17 protein-coding genes are annotated in these 19,378 nt (G+C 64.3%); 11 read left to right on the forward strand and 6 right to left on the reverse strand.

Translation table 11 applies throughout. The features are described 5' to 3' along the window. Positions 1–108 precede the first annotated feature (108 nt). Together HS968_RS02155 and HS968_RS02160 are read left to right on the forward strand one after the other, a co-directional pair. On the forward strand, positions 109–1,650 hold the full coding sequence (locus HS968_RS02155; RefSeq protein WP_179623539.1) for a phosphoenolpyruvate carboxykinase: 1,542 nt from the start codon (positions 109–111) through the stop codon (positions 1,648–1,650). A 338-nt stretch (positions 1,651–1,988) separates the two neighbouring features. Then, a complete protein-coding gene (locus tag HS968_RS02160; protein ID WP_182369938.1) occupies positions 1,989–3,908 on the forward strand; it encodes a RecQ family ATP-dependent DNA helicase in 1,920 nt (639 codons plus the stop codon). 116 nt (positions 3,909–4,024) lie between these two features. Here the strand turns inward: HS968_RS02160 and HS968_RS02165 are convergent, their stop codons facing one another. Genes HS968_RS02165 through HS968_RS02185 form a run of 5 tightly spaced genes read right to left on the reverse strand, consistent with a single transcriptional unit; the run spans position 4,025 to position 7,983 of the window. Next, entirely contained in the window at positions 4,025–4,624 is a 600-nt protein-coding gene (locus HS968_RS02165; RefSeq protein ID WP_182369939.1) for an ABC-type transport auxiliary lipoprotein family protein, read from the reverse strand. Beyond that, on the reverse strand, positions 4,621–5,538 hold the full coding sequence (locus HS968_RS02170; RefSeq protein ID WP_182369940.1) for an MlaD family protein: 918 nt from the start codon (positions 5,536–5,538) through the stop codon (positions 4,621–4,623). Before HS968_RS02170 ends, HS968_RS02165 begins: the two co-directional genes overlap by 4 nt. Continuing rightward, entirely contained in the window at positions 5,539–6,324 is a 786-nt protein-coding gene (locus HS968_RS02175) for an ABC transporter ATP-binding protein (protein WP_182369941.1), read from the reverse strand. Next, on the reverse strand, positions 6,321–7,460 hold the full coding sequence (locus tag HS968_RS02180) for an ABC transporter permease (protein ID WP_182369944.1): 1,140 nt from the start codon (positions 7,458–7,460) through the stop codon (positions 6,321–6,323). Before HS968_RS02180 ends, HS968_RS02175 begins: the two co-directional genes overlap by 4 nt. A gap of 46 nt (positions 7,461–7,506) precedes the next feature. Then, positions 7,507–7,983, reverse strand: a complete 477-nt coding sequence (locus HS968_RS02185) for a hypothetical protein (RefSeq protein ID WP_119692248.1) — start codon at positions 7,981–7,983, stop codon at positions 7,507–7,509. A gap of 107 nt (positions 7,984–8,090) precedes the next feature. Here HS968_RS02185 and HS968_RS02190 point away from each other — a divergent pair, with 107 nt between their 5' ends. The 4 genes from HS968_RS02190 (at position 8,091) to HS968_RS02205 (ending at position 12,336) form a co-directional block, all read left to right on the forward strand. Further along, positions 8,091–9,575, forward strand: a complete 1,485-nt coding sequence (locus HS968_RS02190) for a flavin-containing monooxygenase (protein WP_182369946.1) — start codon at positions 8,091–8,093, stop codon at positions 9,573–9,575. A gap of 145 nt (positions 9,576–9,720) precedes the next feature. Further along, positions 9,721–9,888 (forward strand): hypothetical protein, encoded by a 168-nt coding sequence (locus tag HS968_RS02195; RefSeq protein WP_179623547.1) that lies wholly within the window; start codon positions 9,721–9,723, stop codon positions 9,886–9,888. Positions 9,889–10,130: 242 nt separating this feature from the next. Next, positions 10,131–11,051, forward strand: a complete 921-nt coding sequence (locus tag HS968_RS02200) for an aldo/keto reductase (protein WP_182369948.1) — start codon at positions 10,131–10,133, stop codon at positions 11,049–11,051. A gap of 1 nt (position 11,052) precedes the next feature. Further along, positions 11,053–12,336, forward strand: a complete 1,284-nt coding sequence (locus tag HS968_RS02205; RefSeq protein WP_182369950.1) for an NTP/NDP exchange transporter — start codon at positions 11,053–11,055, stop codon at positions 12,334–12,336. Between the two features lie 60 nt (positions 12,337–12,396). Here the strand turns inward: HS968_RS02205 and HS968_RS02210 are convergent, their stop codons facing one another. Next, positions 12,397–13,299, reverse strand: coding sequence for a LysR family transcriptional regulator (locus HS968_RS02210; RefSeq protein ID WP_182369951.1), 903 nt, complete (start codon positions 13,297–13,299; stop codon positions 12,397–12,399). A gap of 241 nt (positions 13,300–13,540) precedes the next feature. On the opposite strand from HS968_RS02210, the gene HS968_RS02215 reads away from it, so the two are divergent. From HS968_RS02215 to HS968_RS02235, 5 genes are all read left to right on the forward strand, one after another. Next, positions 13,541–14,782 carry a 3-hydroxyacyl-CoA dehydrogenase gene (locus tag HS968_RS02215; protein WP_182369952.1) on the forward strand — a complete coding sequence of 414 codons (1,242 nt, stop codon included), beginning with the start codon at positions 13,541–13,543 and terminating at the stop codon, positions 14,780–14,782. Continuing rightward, positions 14,779–16,569, forward strand: coding sequence for an acyl-CoA dehydrogenase C-terminal domain-containing protein (locus tag HS968_RS02220; RefSeq protein ID WP_182369953.1), 1,791 nt, complete (start codon positions 14,779–14,781; stop codon positions 16,567–16,569). The genes HS968_RS02215 and HS968_RS02220 overlap by 4 nt, the downstream gene beginning before the upstream one ends. Positions 16,570–16,623: 54 nt before the next feature. Beyond that, on the forward strand, positions 16,624–17,616 hold the full coding sequence (locus tag HS968_RS02225) for an alpha/beta hydrolase family esterase (protein ID WP_182369954.1): 993 nt from the start codon (positions 16,624–16,626) through the stop codon (positions 17,614–17,616). 19 nt (positions 17,617–17,635) lie between these two features. Next, complete coding sequence (locus tag HS968_RS02230; protein ID WP_182369955.1) at positions 17,636–18,799, forward strand: iron-containing alcohol dehydrogenase; 1,164 nt, start codon at positions 17,636–17,638, stop codon at positions 18,797–18,799. 85 nt (positions 18,800–18,884) lie between these two features. After that, positions 18,885–19,319: an acyl-CoA thioesterase gene (locus HS968_RS02235; RefSeq protein ID WP_182369956.1), complete on the forward strand. Its 435-nt coding sequence runs from the start codon at positions 18,885–18,887 to the stop codon at positions 19,317–19,319. Positions 19,320–19,378: the final 59 nt, after the last annotated feature.

The raw sequence follows: 19,378 nt of genomic DNA on the forward strand, positions 1-19,378 counted from the left end.
GCAGTTCGCTTTTCTGGCATACTCCCGCGACTTTTTTACCGTGTAGCGTAGTTGCCCCTACGCTACACAACGTTCGGAAGACTCGGCCAGCGGCCGACGGGGACCCTCATGACGCAAGCCAACAACGCCGTGTACACCGACATCAGCGCCGCGCAACTGGTCGAAGAAGCCATTCGCCGTGGTGAAGGGGAACTGGCCGCCAATGGCGCGCTGGTCGTACGTACCGGTCATCGCACTGGCCGCTCGCCGGCTGATCGCTTCATCGTTCAAGAGCCGAGCACCGAGGCGCAGATCGCCTGGGGCAACATCAATCGCCCGTTCCCGGCCGACAAGTTCGATGCCCTGTGGGATCGCGTCGAAGCCTTCAACGCCGCCCAGGATCACTTCGTATCCTATGTGCACGTCGGCTCGGCCGAAGAGCACTACCTGCCGGTCAAGATGACCACCGCGACCGCCTGGCAAAACCTGTTTGGCCGCCAGCTGTTCATCAACCCGCAAGCCTACAACCCGGCTGGCCGTACCGAGTGGCAAGTGCTCAACGTCGCCAACTTCGAGTGCGTACCGGAGCGTGATGGCACCAACTCCGATGGCTGCGTGATCATCAACTTCGCCGCCAAGAAAGTGCTGATCGCCGGCATGCGTTACGCCGGTGAAATGAAGAAAGCCATGTTCTCCGTGCAGAACTTCCTGCTGCCAGAAAAAGACGTGCTGCCGATGCACTGCGCCGCCAACATCGGCGAAGAAGGCGATGTCACCCTGTTCTTCGGCCTGTCCGGCACCGGCAAGACCACCCTGTCCGCCGACGAGTCGCGTTACCTGATCGGTGACGACGAGCACGGTTGGGGCGAAGGCGTGGTGTTCAACGTCGAAGGTGGCTGCTACGCCAAGTGCATCGACCTGTCCGAGAAGAACGAGCCGGTGATCTGGAAAGCCATCCAGTTCGGCACCGTGCTGGAAAACGTCGTGCTCGACGAAGAGCGCGTTCCGGATTACGCCGACGACAGCCTGACCCAGAACAGCCGCGCGGCCTACCCGCTGGAGTACGTCGAGAAACGCAGCGAGAAGAACCTGGGCGGCGAGCCCAACGCTGTGATCTTCCTGACCTGCGACCTGACCGGCGTACTGCCGCCAGTGTCGATCCTCAACAACGAGCAGGCGGCCTACCACTTCCTGTCCGGCTACACCGCTCTGGTCGGCTCCACCGAAATGGGCTCCGGCGGCGGTATCAAGTCGACCTTCTCCACCTGCTTCGGCGCGCCGTTCTTCCCGCGTCCGGCTGGCGTTTACGCCGAGCTGCTGATCAAGCGCATCAATGCCTTCGGCTCCAAGGTCTACCTGGTCAACACAGGCTGGACTGGCGGTGGCTACGGCGTCGGCAAGCGTTTCAATATCCCGACTACCCGTGGCGTGATTGCCGCCATCCAGAGCGGCGCGCTGATCGGTACCGAAACCGAGCACCTGCCGATCATCAACCTGGATGTGCCGAAGTCGGTTCCGGGCGTCGAGACCAACCTGCTCAACCCGCGCAACACCTGGGCTGACAAGAACGCCTACGACGAAGCGGCCAAGGGCCTGGCCAAGCTGTTCATCGACAACTTCACCAAGTTCGATGTCAGCGACGCCATCAAGAACGCCGGCCCGCAACTCTAAGTTCACGCCGCGTTCAGACAAAGCCGCCTTCGGGCGGCTTTGTCATTTTCGAAGCAGGGTGCGCCGTGTGCATCGGCCTCATGCGGCAACATATCGGTGCGCATGGCGCACCCTACGCGACCGCGTTATGGCCAGCGAAGTAGGGCGTACTCGCCGCAGGCAGTACGCCATTGCTGCACTAGGCGCAGGTTATGCTACCGAACCTGGCATGGCTGGCGGGCTGTTCGCTGGCGCTCCTGAACCCGCCCTACGCACTGCAACACTTCGCTGCGCATGGCGCGACCTATCGAACCGCGTTATGGTCAGTGGCCATTCAGCGGTCAATGGAGTGACAGCTCATGTCCACCCTCAAGCGTGTCTTCGGTTTCGATCATCTGCGTCCTGGCCAGGAAACGGTGATCAGTGCCGTGCTCGCCGGTCGTTCGGTGGCAGCGATCTTTCCCACCGGCTCGGGCAAATCGCTGTGTTACCAGTTGCCGGCCCTGCACCTGCCGCACCTGACATTGGTGATCTCGCCCCTGCTGGCGCTGATGCAGGATCAACTGGCCTTCCTGCATGCCCACGGCATCGCGGCGGCCAGCATCGACTCGGCGCAGAGCCGTGAGCAGGCAGCCGAGGTGATGAATCGGGCGCGATCCGGCGAGCTGAAGATCCTGATGATCTCGGTGGAGCGCCTGAAGAACGAGCGCTTTCGCAATTTCATCGCCCAGGTGCCGATCTCCCTGTTGGTGGTCGACGAGGCGCACTGCATCTCCGAGTGGGGCCACAACTTCCGCCCGGATTACCTGAAGCTGCCCGACTATCAGCGTCAGTTCGGCATCGGCCAGGTGCTGCTGCTCACGGCGACGGCGACGCCCAAGGTGATCGCCGACATGCGCGAGAAATTCGCCATTGCCGAAGCAGACGTGGTCACCACCGGCTTCTATCGGCCCAACCTCAATCTGCTGGTCGAACCCGTGCCAGGCGGCGCCAAGGCGCAGCGCCTGCAGCAATGGCTGGCGCCGCGCCGTGGCCAGGCGAGCATCGTCTACGTCACCCAGCAGAAGACCGCCGAGCAGGTCGCCGAGCGTCTGCAAGGCCAGGGGCTGGCGGTCAGCGCCTATCACGCGGGCATGGCTCATGACGTGCGCGAGTCGATCCAACGGCGTTTCATGGCCGGCGAGCTGGAATGCATCGTCGCCACCATCGCCTTCGGCATGGGCATCGACAAGCGCGACATCCGTAACGTGGTGCACTTCGACCTGCCCAAGTCGGTGGAGAATTACAGCCAGGAAATCGGCCGCGCAGGGCGTGACGGCCAGCCCTCGGACTGTCTGGTGCTGGCCAGTCGCGACGGTCTCAGCGTGCTGGAAAACTTCGTTTATGGCGATACGCCAGAGCTTTCCGGCATTCGCGCCGTACTCGATGACCTGCGTGCGGTGGGGACGGGTGGGCAGTGGGAGCTGATGCTCGGGCAACTGTCGGATCTGAGCAATATCCGCGCGCTGCCGCTCAAGACCTTGCTGGTGCAGCTCGAACTGCGCGGCATCATCGCACCGCGTTATGCCTACTTTGCCGAGTATCGCTTCAAGCTGTTGCTCGAGGACGAGGCCTTGCTGGCGCAGTTCGAGGGGGAGCGACGCCAGTTCGTCGAGGCAATTCTTTCCAGCTCACGGCGCGCGCGTACCTGGAACACTCTGGATTTCGATGTGTTGTATCGTGACCACGGCGCCGAGCGTGCGCGGGTGGTCAAGGCGCTGGACTACTTCCAGGAAAAGGGCTGGCTGGAGTTGGAAAGCAAGCAGATGACCGAGGTCTACGCCGTGCTCGATGGCGGGTTTGACGTCGAAGCCTTGGCGGATGATCTGCACGCACACTTCCGCGCCCATGAGGCCAGCGAGATCGCCCGCATCCAGGCGATGCTCGGTTTGTTCGAGAGCCGTGAGTGCCTGAGTCGGCGCCTGGCGCTGTACTTCGGTGATGAGCAGGCGCCCGAACGTTGCGGGCATTGCTCGGTGTGCCAGGGCCGCGTCGCCAATTTGCCGCAGCCGCCGGAGCTGCCGCCGTTGAGCGGTCGCGATGCGCAGGCGTTGTGCGCCGCCTTTGTCGAAAAGCATCTGCAGCATGCCGGCCACAGACCGAGCCACGAGTGCCTGACGCGTTTTCTCTGTGGCGTGACCACGCCCTTGTTCACCAAGCTCAAGGCGCGTCAGTTGGCCGGATTCGCGGCGCTGGAGGATTATCCCTACGCCGAGGTACGCGAGTGGTTGGCTGTGTAGGGAGCGGATAAGGATTGGTGCGCACGGCGCAACCTACGGTTTTCGCCAATTGTGTAGGGTGCGCCGCGCGCACCGAGGGCTGCGTGGGAAATGCCTGGTGCACGCAAGGCGACCCTTTATTGGGTCGCGCGTTGCCCTTCAGCCAGCGTCCAGTCCACCAGCTCGCGGGACAATCGATCGCCAGCCTGACCGAAGGCTTTCACTACTGAAGCAATCGAAGTATCACTCGCCGGCTGGCTGACGCTGAAACGGCGGCTGGCCAGGATGCGCTGATCGCGCGCGTCGACCAGGCGCGCGTCGAGCTGGATCAATGCCTCGGGAACGCCATCACGATACTGGCTATGGAAGCTGCGCAGGTCGCTGACCAGTTCCAGGTCGGCCTGCAGGCGCTGTTCCTCGTTGCTCAGCGCCTGAATCCGCCCGTCGTCGTGGAAGGCATCGAGCAGGCGCCCGCGCAGCAGTTGCGGTGTGCGCTCGCTCCAGCGTACGCCCTGGTAGGTGTTGATCCGATCCGGCTCGGGCAGCACGACAATGCGCGTGCCATCGAGCAACTGGTTGCTGACCGGGCTGTTGACCCGCAATGACCAGTCGACACGCTGGGTTTGTGCAGGCAGTGCGGTGCTTGGCAGCAGGTAGATATCCAGCGGTTCGCTCTGCGGCAGGATCGAGCAAGCGCTGAGCAGGCCCGCGGCCAGCAGCAGGGACAGACGCTTCATGGTTGGAACTCCTTGATGCTGTCGTTGCGCAGCAGGTAGCCAGTCGGATCCTGCTCCAGGCGGCGGGAGAAACCGCGCAGAGCGCCGAGGGTGTCGCGTAGCTCACCAATCGCCGGGCCCAGTTCGCCCAGACCCTGCATGCCGCTATCCAATGCGCTGTGGTTGCTCTGCAACAGCTCTTCGATATTGCGGCTGCTGCGCTCCAGCGAGGCCATCAGGCGTTCGGCGTTTGCCAGTACCTGGCTGCCTTGGCCATCGAGCAGGCGGTTGGCGGTGCGCATCAGTTCGGCCGCTTCACGCGTCGCGGCGCCGGCCTGTTGCAGGGCGGCGCTGAGATCGTCGCGCTGCGCGGCGATGCCGGCGGTGGCCTGCTCCAGATTTTCCAGCGTGCGTGACACACGGTCGGCGTTCTCGCGCGAGAGCATGCGGTTGGCGCGATTGAGCAGGCGGGTGATGTTGACCACTAGGTCTTCGCCGTTGGCCATCAGTCGTGACAGTGGCGAGCGGTCGGCGATGATGACGCCCGGTTGGCCGTCCTGGCCTTCCAGGGGCGGGCTTTCCGGGCTGCCGCCGTGCAGCTGGATCACCGCCAGACCGGTGATGCCGGTGATCGCCAGACGGGCTCGCGTGTCCTGCTTGATCGGGGTATGGCCGACGATGCGGATACGCGCGCGCACGGTGCGCGGATCGTTGGGATCGAGCCCCAGGCTGATCACGTCGCCGACCTTGATCCCGCTGTATTGCACGGCGCTGCCCTGTGACAGGCCAGTGACCGCTTCGTTGAAGATCACCTCGTAATCGGTGAAGGCGCGATCAGCCCCGGCCTTGTTCAGCCACAGGCCGAACAGCATTGCGGCGCCCACCGTGAGCACGGTGAACAGGCCGATCAGCACATGATGGGCTCTGGGTTCCATTCATTGACTCCCTGCCGCCGTGGCGGCCTGTGCGGCCGCGCGTCCACGCGGGCCGTGAAAATACTCCTGAATCCAGGCGTCGTCGGTGGCAGCCACCACATCCAGGCGGTCGGCCACCAGTACCTTCTTCTGCGCCAGCACCGCGACTCGGTCGCAGATGCTGTAGAGCGTATCCAGATCGTGAGTCACCAGAAATACACTCAGACCCAGACTGTCGCTGAGGGTGCGGATCAGTTGGTCGAAGGCCGCCGCGCCAATCGGATCGAGGCCGGCGGTGGGCTCGTCGAGAAACAGGATGTCCGGATCGAGCGCCAGGGCGCGAGCCAGGGCGGCGCGTTTGACCATGCCGCCGGACAACGAACTGGGGTACTTGCTGCCGGCATCCTGCGGCAGGCCGGCCAAGCCGATCTTGACCCTGGCCAGGCGCTCGGCCGCTGCGCGCGACAGGCCGGCGTGCTCGATCAGCGGCAGGGCGATGTTCTCGCTGACGGTGAGCGAGGAGAACAGCGCGCCGCGCTGGTAGAGCACGCCGAAGCGTCGCTCCAGCTGCGAGCGGCGTTCGGCGGGCAGGCTCAGCAGCTCTTCGCCGAAAACGCGCACGGTACCGGCATTGGGACGGCGCAGGCCGACGATGCTGCGCAGCAGCACCGACTTGCCGGTGCCAGAGCCACCGACCACGCCGAGGATTTCGCCGCGATAGAGGTCGAAATCCAGGTGTTCGTGCACCACCTGGCTGCCGAAGCGGTTGCTCAGGTCGCGTACCTCGATGACCTTGTCCCGGCTCACCAGCCCATCTCCATCAGGAACAACGCCGCCAGGGCGTCGAGCAGGATGACCATGAAGATCGATTGCACCACTGCCGAGGTGGTGTGCTCACCCACCGATTGCGCACTGCCGCTGACCTTGAAGCCTTCCAGGCAGCCGATCAGGGCGATCAGAAAGGCGAAGATCGGTGCCTTGAGCAGGCCGACCAGAAAGTGCCGCAGCAGGTCGCTTTCCTGCAGGATCGACAGGTACATGGCCGCCGGAATATCCAGTGACAGGGCGCAGACCAGGGCGCCACCGAGCATGCCACTGAGCATGGCGATGAAGGTCAGGATCGGCAGGGCGATGAGCATGGCGAACACCCGTGGCAGCACCAGCAGTTCGATGGGGCTCAGGCCGAGGGTGCGGATGGCGTCGATTTCCTCGTTGGCCTTCATCGAACCGATCTGCGCGGTGAAGGCGCTGGCGGTGCGGCCGGCCATGAGAATGGCGGTGAGCAGCACGCCGAACTCGCGCAGGAAGGAAAAGGCCACCAGGTTCACCGTGTAGATGCTGGCGCCGAAGTCGGCGAGGATGGTCGCGCCGAGAAAGGCCACCACGGCGCCGACCAGGAAGGTCAGCAGGGCGACGATGGGCACGGCGTTCAGCCCGCATTGTTCCAGATGCGCGGCCAGCGACGTCAGGCGCCAGCGCCTGGGGCGTACCAGTATCGCCAGCATGCTGGCCAGGGTCAGCCCCATGAAACCGAGCAGGGCGCGGCCCTGGTGCCACAGGCTTTCGACCACTTCGCCGATATGCCCGAGCACTTCGCGCAGCACGGATGGCTCCGGCGGCGTTTGCGCCTGCTGGCTGTCGGCCATGGCATTGGCCACCGTCAGCAGCAGGGCGCGGCGTTGTTCGTCGAGTTCGGCCTGCTGGATCAACTGGCGCAGGCGCTCGCTGCCGAACAGCTCCACCAGCAGCGCCGCGCCAGCGGTATCCAGCGCGGCCAGATCGCTCAGGTCGACGGACTCCTCGCCACGCAGGCGTTCGCGCAGGGCCAGCACCTGGGGTTCGAGCTGGCTGTAGTGGGCCAGCGTCCAGTCGCCACCCAGGCGCAAGCCGCTGGCGGCATCCGTGCTGCTGGTTTGCTGCGTGGTCAGGTAGGGAGTGGTCATCGCCACAGCTTAGCGCCGCACAGGCGCCTCAGGCCAGTCGCGCTGCTCACACGGGGTTCTGCGCTTCTTCCTGGGCGAGTTGCTGGATGTAGGCCGCGAAGCCCGGATCCTCGCCGCGCAGCAGCTGTGGCAGGCGTTCACGGAAGTCTTCGCGGCGGCTCCATTCGCGCATGTAATCCTCCCAGGAGTGCCAGCGGCGCCGGCGTTTCTCGTCCATCTTCGGCTCATAGAGCAGCAGGTAGGCGCGCTCGAACAGCGAGACCAGCATGTCGAAGATCACCAGCATGCGCTCCTGCTGCTCCTCACTCAGGTCGGTCGTGGCGTGCTGGCTGCGCAGACGCAGATCGGGGTTGGCCAGCACCACTTCGAGAAAGTCGATGTAGGCGTCGGACACCTGCTGCCAGGTGGCGTCTTCCTCGTTCTGCCGTTCCTTGCGCTGCTCGAAGAGAAATACGGCGATGGCGAACGGCAGCGCCACCACGGTGACGATGTAGGACAGCAGTTCCCAGGTGGCCGTGTTCATGAGCGCTCCCGCTGGTTGTTCATGGCCACTCTAGCCACACTAAAGAACGGATGACAGCGCTCTCGACTAAGGTGAAGCTCAGCATTCATCTCTCGCGAGTGTCTCTCATGTCCGTGGAACACCTGGATGTCCTGATCATCGGCGCTGGCCTGTCCGGTGTCGGTGCTGCCTGCCACCTCAAACGTCTGTGCCCGGACAAGCGTTTCGCCATTCTGGAAGGGCGCGAGGCCATGGGCGGCACCTGGGATCTGTTTCGCTATCCGGGCATCCGTTCCGACTCGGACATGTATACCCTCGGCTACAACTTCAAACCCTGGAGCGACCCGCAGGCCATCGCCGATGGTCCGTCGATCCGCCGCTATATCGTGCAGACCGCCGCCGAGCATGGTGTCGACCGGCTGATCCGTTATCGGCACAAGGTGCTCAAGGCCGATTGGTGCAGCACCAGCGCCACCTGGCAACTGCTGGTACAGCGTGGCGACGACAGCGAACCGCTGCGCATGAGCTGCCAGTTTCTGATGATGTGCACCGGCTACTATCGCTACGAGGCCGGCTACACCCCGGAATTCACCGGCCGCGAGGAATACCAGGGTACCTTCATTCACCCGCAGCTGTGGCCGGAGGGCTTCGATTGCTGCGGCAAGCGCGTGCTGGTAATCGGCAGCGGCGCGACCGCCGTGACCCTGGTGCCGGCGCTGGCCGAGCAGGGTGCGCAGGTCACCATGTTGCAGCGCTCGCCCAGCTACGTGATCAACCTGCCGCAGCGTGATGCACTGTCCAACGCGCTACGTCGCGTCCTGCCCGAAACCTGGGTGTATCGCCTGGCACGCGGACGCAACGTGACCCTGCAACTGGTCTTCTACAAACTGGCCAAGCGCTTTCCCAATCTGGTTCGCCGGGTGTTGCTGGGGCTGGTGCGGCGACAGCTGGGCGGCGTCGACCTGCGCCACTTCAGCCCCCGCTACAAGCCTTGGGATCAGCGCGTCTGCGCGGTGCCGGACGGTGATCTGTTCCGTGTGCTGCGTCAGGGCAAGGCGCAAGTGGTGACGGCCGAGATCGAGCGTTTTACCGCGCAGGGCGTTCGCCTGAAGAGTGGCGAGGAGCTGGCCGCCGATGTCATCGTCAGTGCCACCGGCCTGCAACTGCAGCTGTTTGGCGGTATCGCCGTGAGCGTCGACGGTGCGCCCTTCGAGGCGCCGAATAGCATGGGCTACCGAGGCATCATGCTGCGTGACTTGCCCAACCTGGCAGTGGTGATGGGTTACACCAACGCCAGCTGGACACTCAAGGCCGACCTCTCCAGCGAATACTTCTGCCGTCTGATCAATCATCTGGATGTCATCGGCATGCGCCAGGTGACGCCGCGTGATCGCCATGGCGAGGTGCACCCGGAACCTTTTCTCGACCTGCAGTCGGGCTATATCGAGCGCGCCTCGCATCTGCTGCCGACGCAGGGCGACCGCGTGCCCTGGAAGCTGCACCAGAACTATCTGCTCGATCTGGCATTGCTGCGCTACGGCAAGCTGGAGGACGACTACCTGATGTTTTCCGCGCCGCAGAGTGCAGAGCAAACGGTGCTGATGCAGCCCTGATTGCTAGGAAGGTATAGCGAATGTCCTACAAAAAAATGCACAATCGCGCCGCTTACTTTTCTGGCATTGCGCCACTACACTTTTGCGATCTGTATCACGGATGAACCAGCGCGTGCTGCGTCACCCTTTCAACGAGAGGTCGGCTATGAAGGAACAGCGCCATCTACCCGCTCTGCGGGCTCATATCGAGCAATTGCTGAGCAAAGGCTGGATCATCGCCAGCCGCAGCCCTCTGACCCTGCAGAACGGTCATCGCTGCTATCTCGTCTCCCACGGCATGTTGATCAGCGACTCTGCTTCGCGCGCTGCCTGATCGGGGTTTCCCGACCGCTGCGTCGTTCCCCGCCTGACGCAGCGGCGTTTTTGGTTACCGGATATTGCGCTGGTAACCCTCCACATTTCCCCCTTCCTCCCGCCACAGCGGCTCTGTAGCCATTTGGCTGTCTGATTCTCATTCCCTACGCTGACTCCGCAGTGGATGTAACGCCTTGGTCTGAGCGCGGTCTGTGCCTATAACGAACCGACCCCCTTCGTCGTTCCCAAAGGAGCCCAGCCATGCCCAGTCGTCGTCGATTCCTGCACGGCAGCGCCAGCCTGGCGGCATTCGCCGCCCTGATGCCCTGGTTACCGCCATCCGCTTTCGCCGCGGCGCCCTTGTTGAAAAGGGCGATACCCAGTAGCGGTGAAATGTTGCCGGCCATTGGTCTGGGAACCTCGCGAACGCATGATGTGGCGATGGACGACAAGGCGCTGAACCTGCTGCGAGCGGTGCTGCGCAATCTGGTCAATGGTGGCGCCAGCCTGGTCGACACCGCACCCAGCTATGGTCGGGCCGAGGCGGTGTGCGGCGCGTTGGCCGCCGAGGATGGCATGCGCAAGCGGTTGTTCCTGGCCAGTAAGGTTTCCTCCACGGGACGTGAGGCAGGTGAGCGGCAGGTCGAGGCGAGCTTCGCCGCCCTGCGCACCGACACCATCGACCTGATGCAGGTGCACAACCTGCAGGACACCAGCACTCAGCTCGGACTGTTGCGCGAGCTCAAGGAGCAGGGCCGCGTGCGCTACATCGGCGTGACGCATTATCTGGATTCTGCCCATGAGCGCCTGCTCGAGGTGTTGCGCAAGGAACCGGTGGATTTCGTCCAGTTCAACTACTCCATCGGCGAGCGCAACGTCGAGCGTGAGCTGTTGCCCTACTGCGCCGACAAAGGCATCGCGGTGCTGATCAACCGGCCGTTCCAGCGTTCCGCGCTCTTCGACCGGGTGCGCGGCAAGAGCCTGCCCGACTGGGCCACCGTGGATCTGGATGCCACGTCCTGGGCGCAGCTGATGCTCAAGTACATCCTCGCCAACCCGGCGGTGACGGCAGTGATTCCGGCCACCTCCAACCCGCGTTACATGGCCGATAACATCCTCGCCGGTCAGGGGCGGCTGCCAGACGCGGCACAGCGCCAGCGCATCATCGAGCTGTTCGCCTGAGATGCAGGCGCTCACCCGGCGCCTGGCGCGGGCGATCAATGCCGAAGGTGAAGAACTGGCCGCGGTGCTGGCCGGCTTCGCCCTGTTCTTCTGCCTGTTCGCCGGTTACTTCATGCTGCGGCCGATCCGTGAGGCGATGGGCATCACCGGCGGGGTGAACAACCTGCAGTGGCTGTTCACCGCCACCTTCGTCGTCATGCTGCTGGCTGTGCCGATGTTTGCCTGGCTCAACTCGAAAGTCCCGCGCATCCATTTCATCGACTGGGTGTACGGCTTCTTCTGTCTCAACCTGCTCGCCTTCGTCCTGCTGTTTCGCGTCGATCACGACAGCGTGTGGCTGGCGCGGGTGTTCTACGTGTGGATCTCGGTCTACAACCTGTTCGTCGTTTCCGTGGCCTGGAGCCTGATGGCTGACGTGTTCGATGGTGCCCAGGCGCGCCGGCTGTTCGCCTTCATCGCGGCAGGAGCCAGTGTCGGCGGGCTCTGTGGGCCGCTGTTGAGTGCACTGCTGATCGGGGTTGTTGGCGAGTCCGGATTGATGCTGATGGCCGCCGTGTTGTTGGGTGTGTCCATGGCACTCAAGCGTTACCTGATGGGCTGGCGCGAGCAGCAAGGTGCCGGCCGCCCAGGGGCGGTGAGCAGCGAGAGCCCGCGACGTCCGGTGCCGGGCAATCCCTTCAGCGGCCTGACGCGCATGCTGGGTTCGCGCTACCTGCTGGGTATTGGCGCGTTCATCCTGCTGCTGACGTCGGTCAGCACCTTTCTCTATTTCGAGCAGGCTCGGCTTGTCGCGGAGCTGTTTCCGGATCGCGCCGCGCAGGTGAAGGTATTTGGCGTGATCGACTTTGTCGTGCAGGCCGGCGCCTTGGCTGCGCAGTTGTTCATCACCGGGCGGGTGGCGCAGAAGCTGGGCGTACGCGTGTTGTTGTCGATCGTACCGGCGCTGGTGTGCCTGGGCTTTATCGGCCTGGCGCTGGCGCCGACTTTCGCCATGCTGGCGGGGCTGATGATCGTGCGCCGCATTGGCGAATACGCCTTCGTCCGGCCGGGGCGGGAAATGCTCTTCGCCCCGCTGGATGCCGAGAGCAAGTACAAGGCGAAGAACTTCATCGACACAGTGGTCTATCGCGGTGGTGATGCCCTCAGCGGTTGGGCCAAGGCCGGACTGGACATGCTCGGCCACGGCGCCTGGCTGGTGGCCATGGTCGGTGCGCTCTGTGCTGCGCTATGGGGCGTACTCGGCTGGTATCTGGGCGGCCGCGCCGATCGCCAAGTCGAGAGGTAGGGTGTGCTGTGCGCACCGACATTGCATCACCCGTAGATTGAAGAATGGCCGGTGCGCACCCTACGGGTTGGCCACCGCGGCGATCTCCTCGATCAGCCACTGCAGCGCGGCATCGCGCTGGCGCTGCGCCAGGCTGACCACCTCTAGGTGGAACGGGCCGAGGGTGAAGGGCAGGTCGAACAACTGCAGCGGCAACAGCGTGGCGAAGTGTCGGGCCAAGGCGGTGGGCAGCACGGCGGTCAGTTCGCTGCCAGCGACGATATGCGCCGCCTGCAGGTAGTTCGGCGTGGTGTAGAGAATCTGCCGCGACAGGCCCTGTTCGCCCAGCCACTGATCGACCATGCCGCGGGTCTGTCCACCATGTACCCAGAGGTGGCGCAGGCGTAGGAAGGTGTCCAGATCCATGTTGCCCTGGCGCAGCAGCGGATGATCGCGGCGTACCGCCAGTTTGAGCGTCTCGCTCATCCAGTGGCGACGGGCGAAGCGCGCTGGCATCTCGTCGAAGCGGCCCAGCACCAGATCCAGATCGCCCTTGTCCAGCGCCTCCATTGGTAGGCTCGGGCTGAGGTGGCGAATGTCGATGCCAATGCCCGGCGCCTTCTGGCTCAGGCGGTCGAGCAGGCGCGGCATGCACACCAGCTCCACGTAGTCGGTGACGGCGATGCAAAAGCGCTGGCGGCTTTCGCCCGGCTCGAAGGTCTCGCCAGCGCTCAGGCTCTGTTCCAATTGGCGCAGTGCGCTGCGGATCGGGGCTTCCAGCGCCAGTGCACGTGGCGTGGGTTGCATGCGCCTGCCCACGCGCACCAGCAGCGGGTCGCCGAGCAGCTCGCGCAGACGACCCAGCGCATTGCTGACCGCCGGCTGACTCAGGGACAGGCGTTCGGCGGCGCGCGAGACGTTCTGTTCGCGTAGCAGAGCGTCCAGCACCCGCAGCAGGTTGAGGTCGAAATTGATGAAATTCATCTGCTGAATACGTCGTATCACAAGACTAAATTTCAAAAATAGTAGCGGCTTGCTTATCGTGAACCAAGTCTCTGGGTGCCCTTAAAAACGTAGGCGAGGCAGTCAGCGCGAGGCGAAAACAGGCGAAAAAGCGCAGTTTACGAGTTGTAAATGAGCATTTTTAGCCTGTTTTTAACGCAGCGATGACAACGCAGGTAGTTTTTAAGGGTGCCCAGCCTGTTCGTGCACGAGAGGAACAAAAATGAATAAAGTCGTCTCGCCGCTTCGTTGTGCCGCCGTGATCGGCGCCGGCACCATGGGCCGCGGCATTGTCATCAGCCTGGCCAATGCCGGCCTGCGCGTGCTGTGGCTGGACAACAACCCGCAGATGGTCGAGCAGGGCCTGGCGATGGCCGAGGAAACTTGGACGCATAACGTCGCCAAGGGGCGTATCGATGCGGCGCAAGCGGCTGCGCGACGGGCACGTATCGAGGCGGTGGACAGCTACGCGGCCCTGGCCGACGCCGATCTGGTGATCGAAGCGGTGTACGAGAACCTCGACCTCAAGCAACGTATCTTCCGTGAGTTGGACGCGGTGATGAATCCTGGTGCGATCCTGGCCAGCAACACTTCGGCGTTGGATATCGACGCCATCGCTGCCGTCACTTCACGGCCGGAGGCAGTGCTGGGCCTGCACTTCTTCAGCCCGGCGCACATCATGAAGCTGCTGGAGATCGTCCGCGGCGCCAAGACCGCGCCAGCTGTGCTGGACTCAGCTCAAGAACTGGGCGCGCGCATGGACAAGGTGGCGGTGGTGGCCGGTAACTGCCACGGTTTCATCGGCAACCGCATGCTGCACACCTACGTTCGTGAGGTACGCATGCTGCTGCTCGAAGGCGCCTGGCCGCATCAGGTGGACGCGGCGCTGCAGGGCTTCGGCTTCGCCATGGGGCCGTTTCGCATGTACGACGTGGTCGGCATCGACCTGGAATGGCGTGCCCGTGAACTGTCCGGCCAGGGCCAGGACGACCCGGCGGTACAGGTGGACAACCGCCTGTGCGAACTGGGCCGCTTCGGCCAGAAGAGCGGCAAAGGCTATTACCTGTATGCGCCGGGCAGTCGTCAGGCGGAGCACGATCCCGAGGTGGACGCGCTGGTGCAAGCCGAGTCCGAGCGCCTGGGCTTCAGTCGCCGTGATATCGGCAACGAGGAGATTCTCGAGCGCTGCCTGCTGGCACTGGTCAACGAAGGCGCGAAGATTCTCGAAGAGAACATCGCCGCTAACAGCCGCGACATCGATCTGGTCTATCTCAATGGCTACGGTTTCCCTGCCGAGCGCGGCGGCCCGATGGCCTGGGCCGATGGCGAGGGTGTCGCGGCCATCCGTCAACGCCTGCTGCAACTGAGCGAGCGTTTTGGCGGCCATTGGCAGCCGGCGGCGCTGATCGAACGCCTGGCCTCGGCCGGCAAGCAGTTTTCCGACATACAGGAGGGCCGGGTATGAGCTATCAGGCGCCATTGCGCGATATGCGCTTCGTCCTGCACGAACTGTTCGACGCTGCCGGTCACTGCGAGCGTCTGGGCAACGGCCTGGATCGCGAGCTGATCGACGGCGTGCTGGAGGAGGCTGCGGCCTTTGCCGCAGGCGAGGTCGCGCCGCTCAATCGCAACAGCGATGAGGAGGGCTGCCACCTGGAAAACGGCCAGGTCAGCACGCCCAAGGGCTTTGCCGAGGCCTACCGGCAGTACGTGGACAACGGCTGGGCGAGCATGACCGGCCCGGTGGAGTACGGCGGCCAGGGCTTCCCACAACTGGTGGCCTTCGCCTTTCACGAGATGCTGATGGGCGCGTCGTTGTCGTTCCGCGTCTACTCCGGGCTGACCGAGGGCGCGGTGCTGGCGCTGCACAGGCACGGCAGCGAAGCGTTGAAGCAGCAGTATCTGGGCAAGCTGGTCAGCGGTCAGTGGACGGGCACCATGTGCCTGACCGAGCCGCAGGCCGGCACCGACCTGGCGCTGCTGCGTACCCGCGCCGAGCCGCAGGCCGATGGCAGCTACCGTGTCAGCGGCAGCAAGATCTTCATCAGTGGCGGCGAACAGGATCTGTCGGAGAACATCATCCACCTGGTGCTGGCGCGTCTGCCGGATGCACCGGCGGGCGTGAAGGGCATCAGCCTGCTGCTGGTGCCTAAGTTCATCGCCGCCGCCGATGGCTCGCCGGGTGAACGCAATACGCTGTCGTGCGGTGCCATCGAGCACAAGATGGGCATCAAGGGCGCCTCCACCTGCGTGATGAACTTCGACGGCGCCACCGGTTGGCTGGTGGGCGAGGCCAATCAGGGCCTGGCCTGCATGTTCACCATGATGAACGACGCGCGCTTTCAGGTCGGCCTGCAGGGCCTGGGGATCGGCGAGGCGGCGTTCCAGGGCGCGCTGCGTTATGCCCGCGAGCGTTTGCAATCGCGGGGGCTGACAGGGGCGCAAGCGCCGGAAAAAGCGGCCGATCCGATCATCGTTCACCCTGACGTGCGACGCATGCTGCTGACCCAGAAGACGTTGGTCGAGGGCTGCCGCATGCTGGCCGCCTACACCGCACGTCAGCTCGACCTCGAGCATGGCGCCGACTCGACCGAGGCACGCAAGGCCGCTGGCAAGCGCGCGGCGCTGCTGATCCCCATCGTCAAGGCGTTCTTCACCGACATGGGCCAGGAAGTGGCCAGCCATGGCGTGCAGGTTTACGGCGGGCACGGCTTCATTCGCGAGTGGGGCATGGAGCAGCTGATGCGCGACAGCCGCATTACCCAACTCTACGAAGGCACCAACGGCATCCAGGCGCTGGATTACATCCGTCGCAAGCTGCTGGGCGACGGCGGTGCCGAACTGTCTGCGTTGCAGGCCGAGTTCAGCGACTTGTGCGACACCCAGACCGGTTGCCCGGCCCTGGCGGAGATGGCGAGTGCTGTGCAGGCCCGCCTGGGTGAATGGCGCGACCTGGCTGCTTCTGTGCTCGCGGCCTGTCAGCGCGATCCGCAGGAGATTGGCGCCACGTCGGTGGATTTCCTCCAGTATTCGGCTTATCTGCTGCTGGCCGGTTTCTGGTTGCAGGCGGCGGCGCGAGCGCAGGATGCCCTTGAGGCTGGTAGCGGCGAGGTGGATTTCTACCAGGCCAAGCTGCACAGCGCGCAGTTCTACCTGCGCCGCGTGCTGCCGCGTGCCAGTGCCCATCGCGAGTCTCTGTTGGGCGGTGCTCAGTGCCTGATGGCCATGGCCGAGGAGAGCTTCGCGCTGTAAGGCGAAGGTGAATCGCAGGGCGGGCAACCTCGCCCTGCAAACCCAGAGGCACAGATGAAAACAACAAGAATCGTGCTGAGTGTCGTGTCGCTGATCGGTGTACTTATCGCCGGCCTGTACGGCTATTACCTCTACACGCCCGCACCGGCGCAGCCGGCTCTGAGCGCCACCCTGCAGCACGGGCGGATCACCGTCGGCGAGCGCCAGCGCGACTACGCCTACTACATCCCCGCCCAGCGGCCGGCCAAGGCGCCGCTGCTGTTCGTTCTGCATGGTTCGCTGCAGACCATCGATGACATTCGCCGTTACAGCGCCTACGAGTTCGAGCGTTTGGCCGACGAGCACGGTTTCATCGTCGTCTACCCACAGGGCTTCGAGCGCAACTGGAACGACTGCCGGCGCGCCGCGGACTATCCGGCGCGGGCGCAGAACATCGACGACAAGGGACTGATCGCCGCGCTGATCCAGCGCTTCGCCAGCGACCATGACGGCGATGGCCGCCGCGTCTTCCTGACCGGTTATTCCAACGGCGGCCAACTCGGCCTGCGCATCGCTCTCGAACAGCCGCAACTGCTGGCCGGTGTGGCCGCCTTCGCCGCGAACCTGCCGACCGATGACAACCTGGACTGCAGCCCCAGCGGCCAGCCCGTGCCGGTGCTGCTGATGAACGGCACCCGCGATCCGATCAACCCCTACCACGGCGGTGTGGTCACCCTGTTCGGCGTGGGCAATCGGGGCACCGTGCGTTCGGCCGTTGAGTCGGCGAATTATTTCGCCGAACTCGCCGGCTACCCTCGCGACGCCGGCCTCAGCAGCACAATCTGGCAGAACCCGGACGATGCGGCGCAACGTGCCCAACTCGTGCAATGGCAGGGGACAGGTCGCCCCGAGGTGGCGCTGTACAGCCTGATCGGCGGCGGTCACCTGCTACCTCAGGCCGGCTTCCGCGCCCCACGCCTGCTCGGCCCGACTCTGTCCAGTTTCGACGGCCCCCGGGTCATCTGGGACTTCTTCGCCCGCCAGCGTCCGACGCCGGCCCCGCTCTGATCCATTGGGAGGAATCACCATGCATCCCTTCAGCTTCGCCACCACTGCGCAGCTCCTCTGCGAATCCGGCGCCAGCCTGCGCCTGGCCGAACTCTGCCGTGAGCGCGGTGCTCGCCGCGTGCTGATCGTCACCGACCCCGGCATCACCCGACTCGGCCTCCTGGAACCGTTGCTGCCGGGCTTCATCCGTGCCGGCATGGCGGTGCAGGTGTTCGACCAAGTGCTGGCCGATCCGCCCGAAGCGGTGGTGCTGGCCGCTGTGGCCCGGGCCTGTGAGTTGCAGGCGGAACTGGTGGTCGGCTTTGGCGGCGGCAGTTCGATGGATGTGGCCAAGCTGGTGGCATTGCTGGCGCATCCCGAGTGCAGCCAGGCGCTGGGCGACATCTACGGTGTGGGCAATGCGCGTGGCCGGCGTCTGCCGCTTATCCAGGTGCCGACCACTGCCGGTACTGGCTCCGAGGTCACGCCAATCGCTATCGTCACCACTGGCGAGACCACCAAGATGGGCGTGGTCTCGCCGCTGCTGTTGCCGGATCTGGCCCTGCTCGATGCCGACCTGACCCTCGGTCTGCCTGCGGCAGTCACGGCTGCCACCGGCATCGACGCCATGGTGCACGCCATCGAGGCATACACCAGCGCCTTGAAGAAGAACCCCATCTCCGATCTGCTGGCGCGTGAGGCGCTGCGTCTGTTGGCGACCAACCTCGATGAGGTAGTGCGCAACGGCAGCAATCGCCAGGCGCGCCAGGCCATGCTGCTCGGCGCCTGCCTGGCCGGTCAGGCGTTCGCCAATGCTCCGGTGGCGGCGGTGCATGCGTTGGCTTACCCCTTGGGCGGCCACTTCCATATCCCTCATGGGTTGTCCAACGCCCTGGTGTTGCCGCAGGTGCTGGCGTTCAACGCGCCGGCGGCTGCGCCGCTGTATGCCGAGCTGGCGCCGCTGGTAGTGGGGGATCGTTTACGGGCAGGCAGTGCGGCGTTGCAGACCGAGCAACTGATCGAGGCGCTGGCCGGCTTCAGTCAGCGCAGCGGCCTGCCGACGCGGCTGCGCGATGCGGGTGTGAGTGAGGCGATGTTGCCCACGCTGGCGGCGGACGCCATGCTGCAGCAGCGTCTGCTGGTGAACAATCCGCGTGAAATGAACGAGCAGCAGGCGCTGGCCATCTACCAGGCGGCTTACTGATTTAGGTCGCGGCTAAAGCCCCTCCCACAGATCCGCAAGCTTTGTGGGAGGGGCTTTAGCCGCGATTCCAACCCAAGGATCATCGATGAACCAACCCCAACACCTGCGTGGCGACTACCGCCACTTCCAGCCGATCACCACGCGCTGGCACGACAACGACATCTATGGCCACGTGAATAACGTGACCTACTACAGCTACTTCGACAGTGCGGTGAATGCCTACCTGATCGCCGAAGGCGGCCTGGATATCCATGGCGGTGCGGTGGTGGGTTTCGTGGTCAGCTCCAGCTGCGACTACTTCGCCTCCATCGCTTTCCCCGATGCCATCGAGGTCGGGCTGCGGGTTGGCAAGCTGGGTAACAGTTCGGTGCAGTACGAGCTGGCGATTTTCAAGGCAGGCGAGGAGCAGGCCTGCGCCGCCGGGCGTTTCGTCCATGTGTTCGTCGACCGGGCGAGCAATCGTCCCGTCGCGATACCCGAGACCTTGCGTGCAGCGATGGCGGCATTGCTGATGGATTGAAAGTGGTGCGCACGGCCTATCCAATGGCTCACCGGCGTAGGATGCGCCGTGCTCACCTT

This window comes from Pseudomonas berkeleyensis (assembly GCF_014109765.1).
GTDB classification, from domain to species: Bacteria; Pseudomonadota; Gammaproteobacteria; order Pseudomonadales; family Pseudomonadaceae; genus Aquipseudomonas; species Aquipseudomonas berkeleyensis.

What these genes read in the sequence shown, in the direction of transcription:
- HS968_RS02170 (WP_182369940.1), bottom strand. Translation starts at nt 5,538, where the DNA reads ATGGAACCCAGAGCCCATCATGTGCTGATCGGCCTGTTCACCGTGCTC.
- HS968_RS02160 (WP_182369938.1), top strand. Translation starts at nt 1,989, where the DNA reads ATGTCCACCCTCAAGCGTGTCTTCGGTTTCGATCATCTGCGTCCTGGC.
- HS968_RS02180 (WP_182369944.1), bottom strand. Translation starts at nt 7,460, where the DNA reads ATGACCACTCCCTACCTGACCACGCAGCAAACCAGCAGCACGGATGCC.
- HS968_RS02205 (WP_182369950.1), top strand. Translation starts at nt 11,053, where the DNA reads ATGCAGGCGCTCACCCGGCGCCTGGCGCGGGCGATCAATGCCGAAGGT.
- HS968_RS02195 (WP_179623547.1), top strand. Translation starts at nt 9,721, where the DNA reads ATGAAGGAACAGCGCCATCTACCCGCTCTGCGGGCTCATATCGAGCAA.
- HS968_RS02185 (WP_119692248.1), bottom strand. Translation starts at nt 7,983, where the DNA reads ATGAACACGGCCACCTGGGAACTGCTGTCCTACATCGTCACCGTGGTG.
- HS968_RS02225 (WP_182369954.1), top strand. Translation starts at nt 16,624, where the DNA reads ATGAAAACAACAAGAATCGTGCTGAGTGTCGTGTCGCTGATCGGTGTA.
- HS968_RS02190 (WP_182369946.1), top strand. Translation starts at nt 8,091, where the DNA reads ATGTCCGTGGAACACCTGGATGTCCTGATCATCGGCGCTGGCCTGTCC.
- HS968_RS02165 (WP_182369939.1), bottom strand. Translation starts at nt 4,624, where the DNA reads ATGAAGCGTCTGTCCCTGCTGCTGGCCGCGGGCCTGCTCAGCGCTTGC.
- HS968_RS02220 (WP_182369953.1), top strand. Translation starts at nt 14,779, where the DNA reads ATGAGCTATCAGGCGCCATTGCGCGATATGCGCTTCGTCCTGCACGAA.
- HS968_RS02210 (WP_182369951.1), bottom strand. Translation starts at nt 13,299, where the DNA reads ATGAATTTCATCAATTTCGACCTCAACCTGCTGCGGGTGCTGGACGCT.
- HS968_RS02230 (WP_182369955.1), top strand. Translation starts at nt 17,636, where the DNA reads ATGCATCCCTTCAGCTTCGCCACCACTGCGCAGCTCCTCTGCGAATCC.
- HS968_RS02215 (WP_182369952.1), top strand. Translation starts at nt 13,541, where the DNA reads ATGAATAAAGTCGTCTCGCCGCTTCGTTGTGCCGCCGTGATCGGCGCC.
- HS968_RS02200 (WP_182369948.1), top strand. Translation starts at nt 10,131, where the DNA reads ATGCCCAGTCGTCGTCGATTCCTGCACGGCAGCGCCAGCCTGGCGGCA.
- HS968_RS02155 (WP_179623539.1), top strand. Translation starts at nt 109, where the DNA reads ATGACGCAAGCCAACAACGCCGTGTACACCGACATCAGCGCCGCGCAA.
- HS968_RS02235 (WP_182369956.1), top strand. Translation starts at nt 18,885, where the DNA reads ATGAACCAACCCCAACACCTGCGTGGCGACTACCGCCACTTCCAGCCG.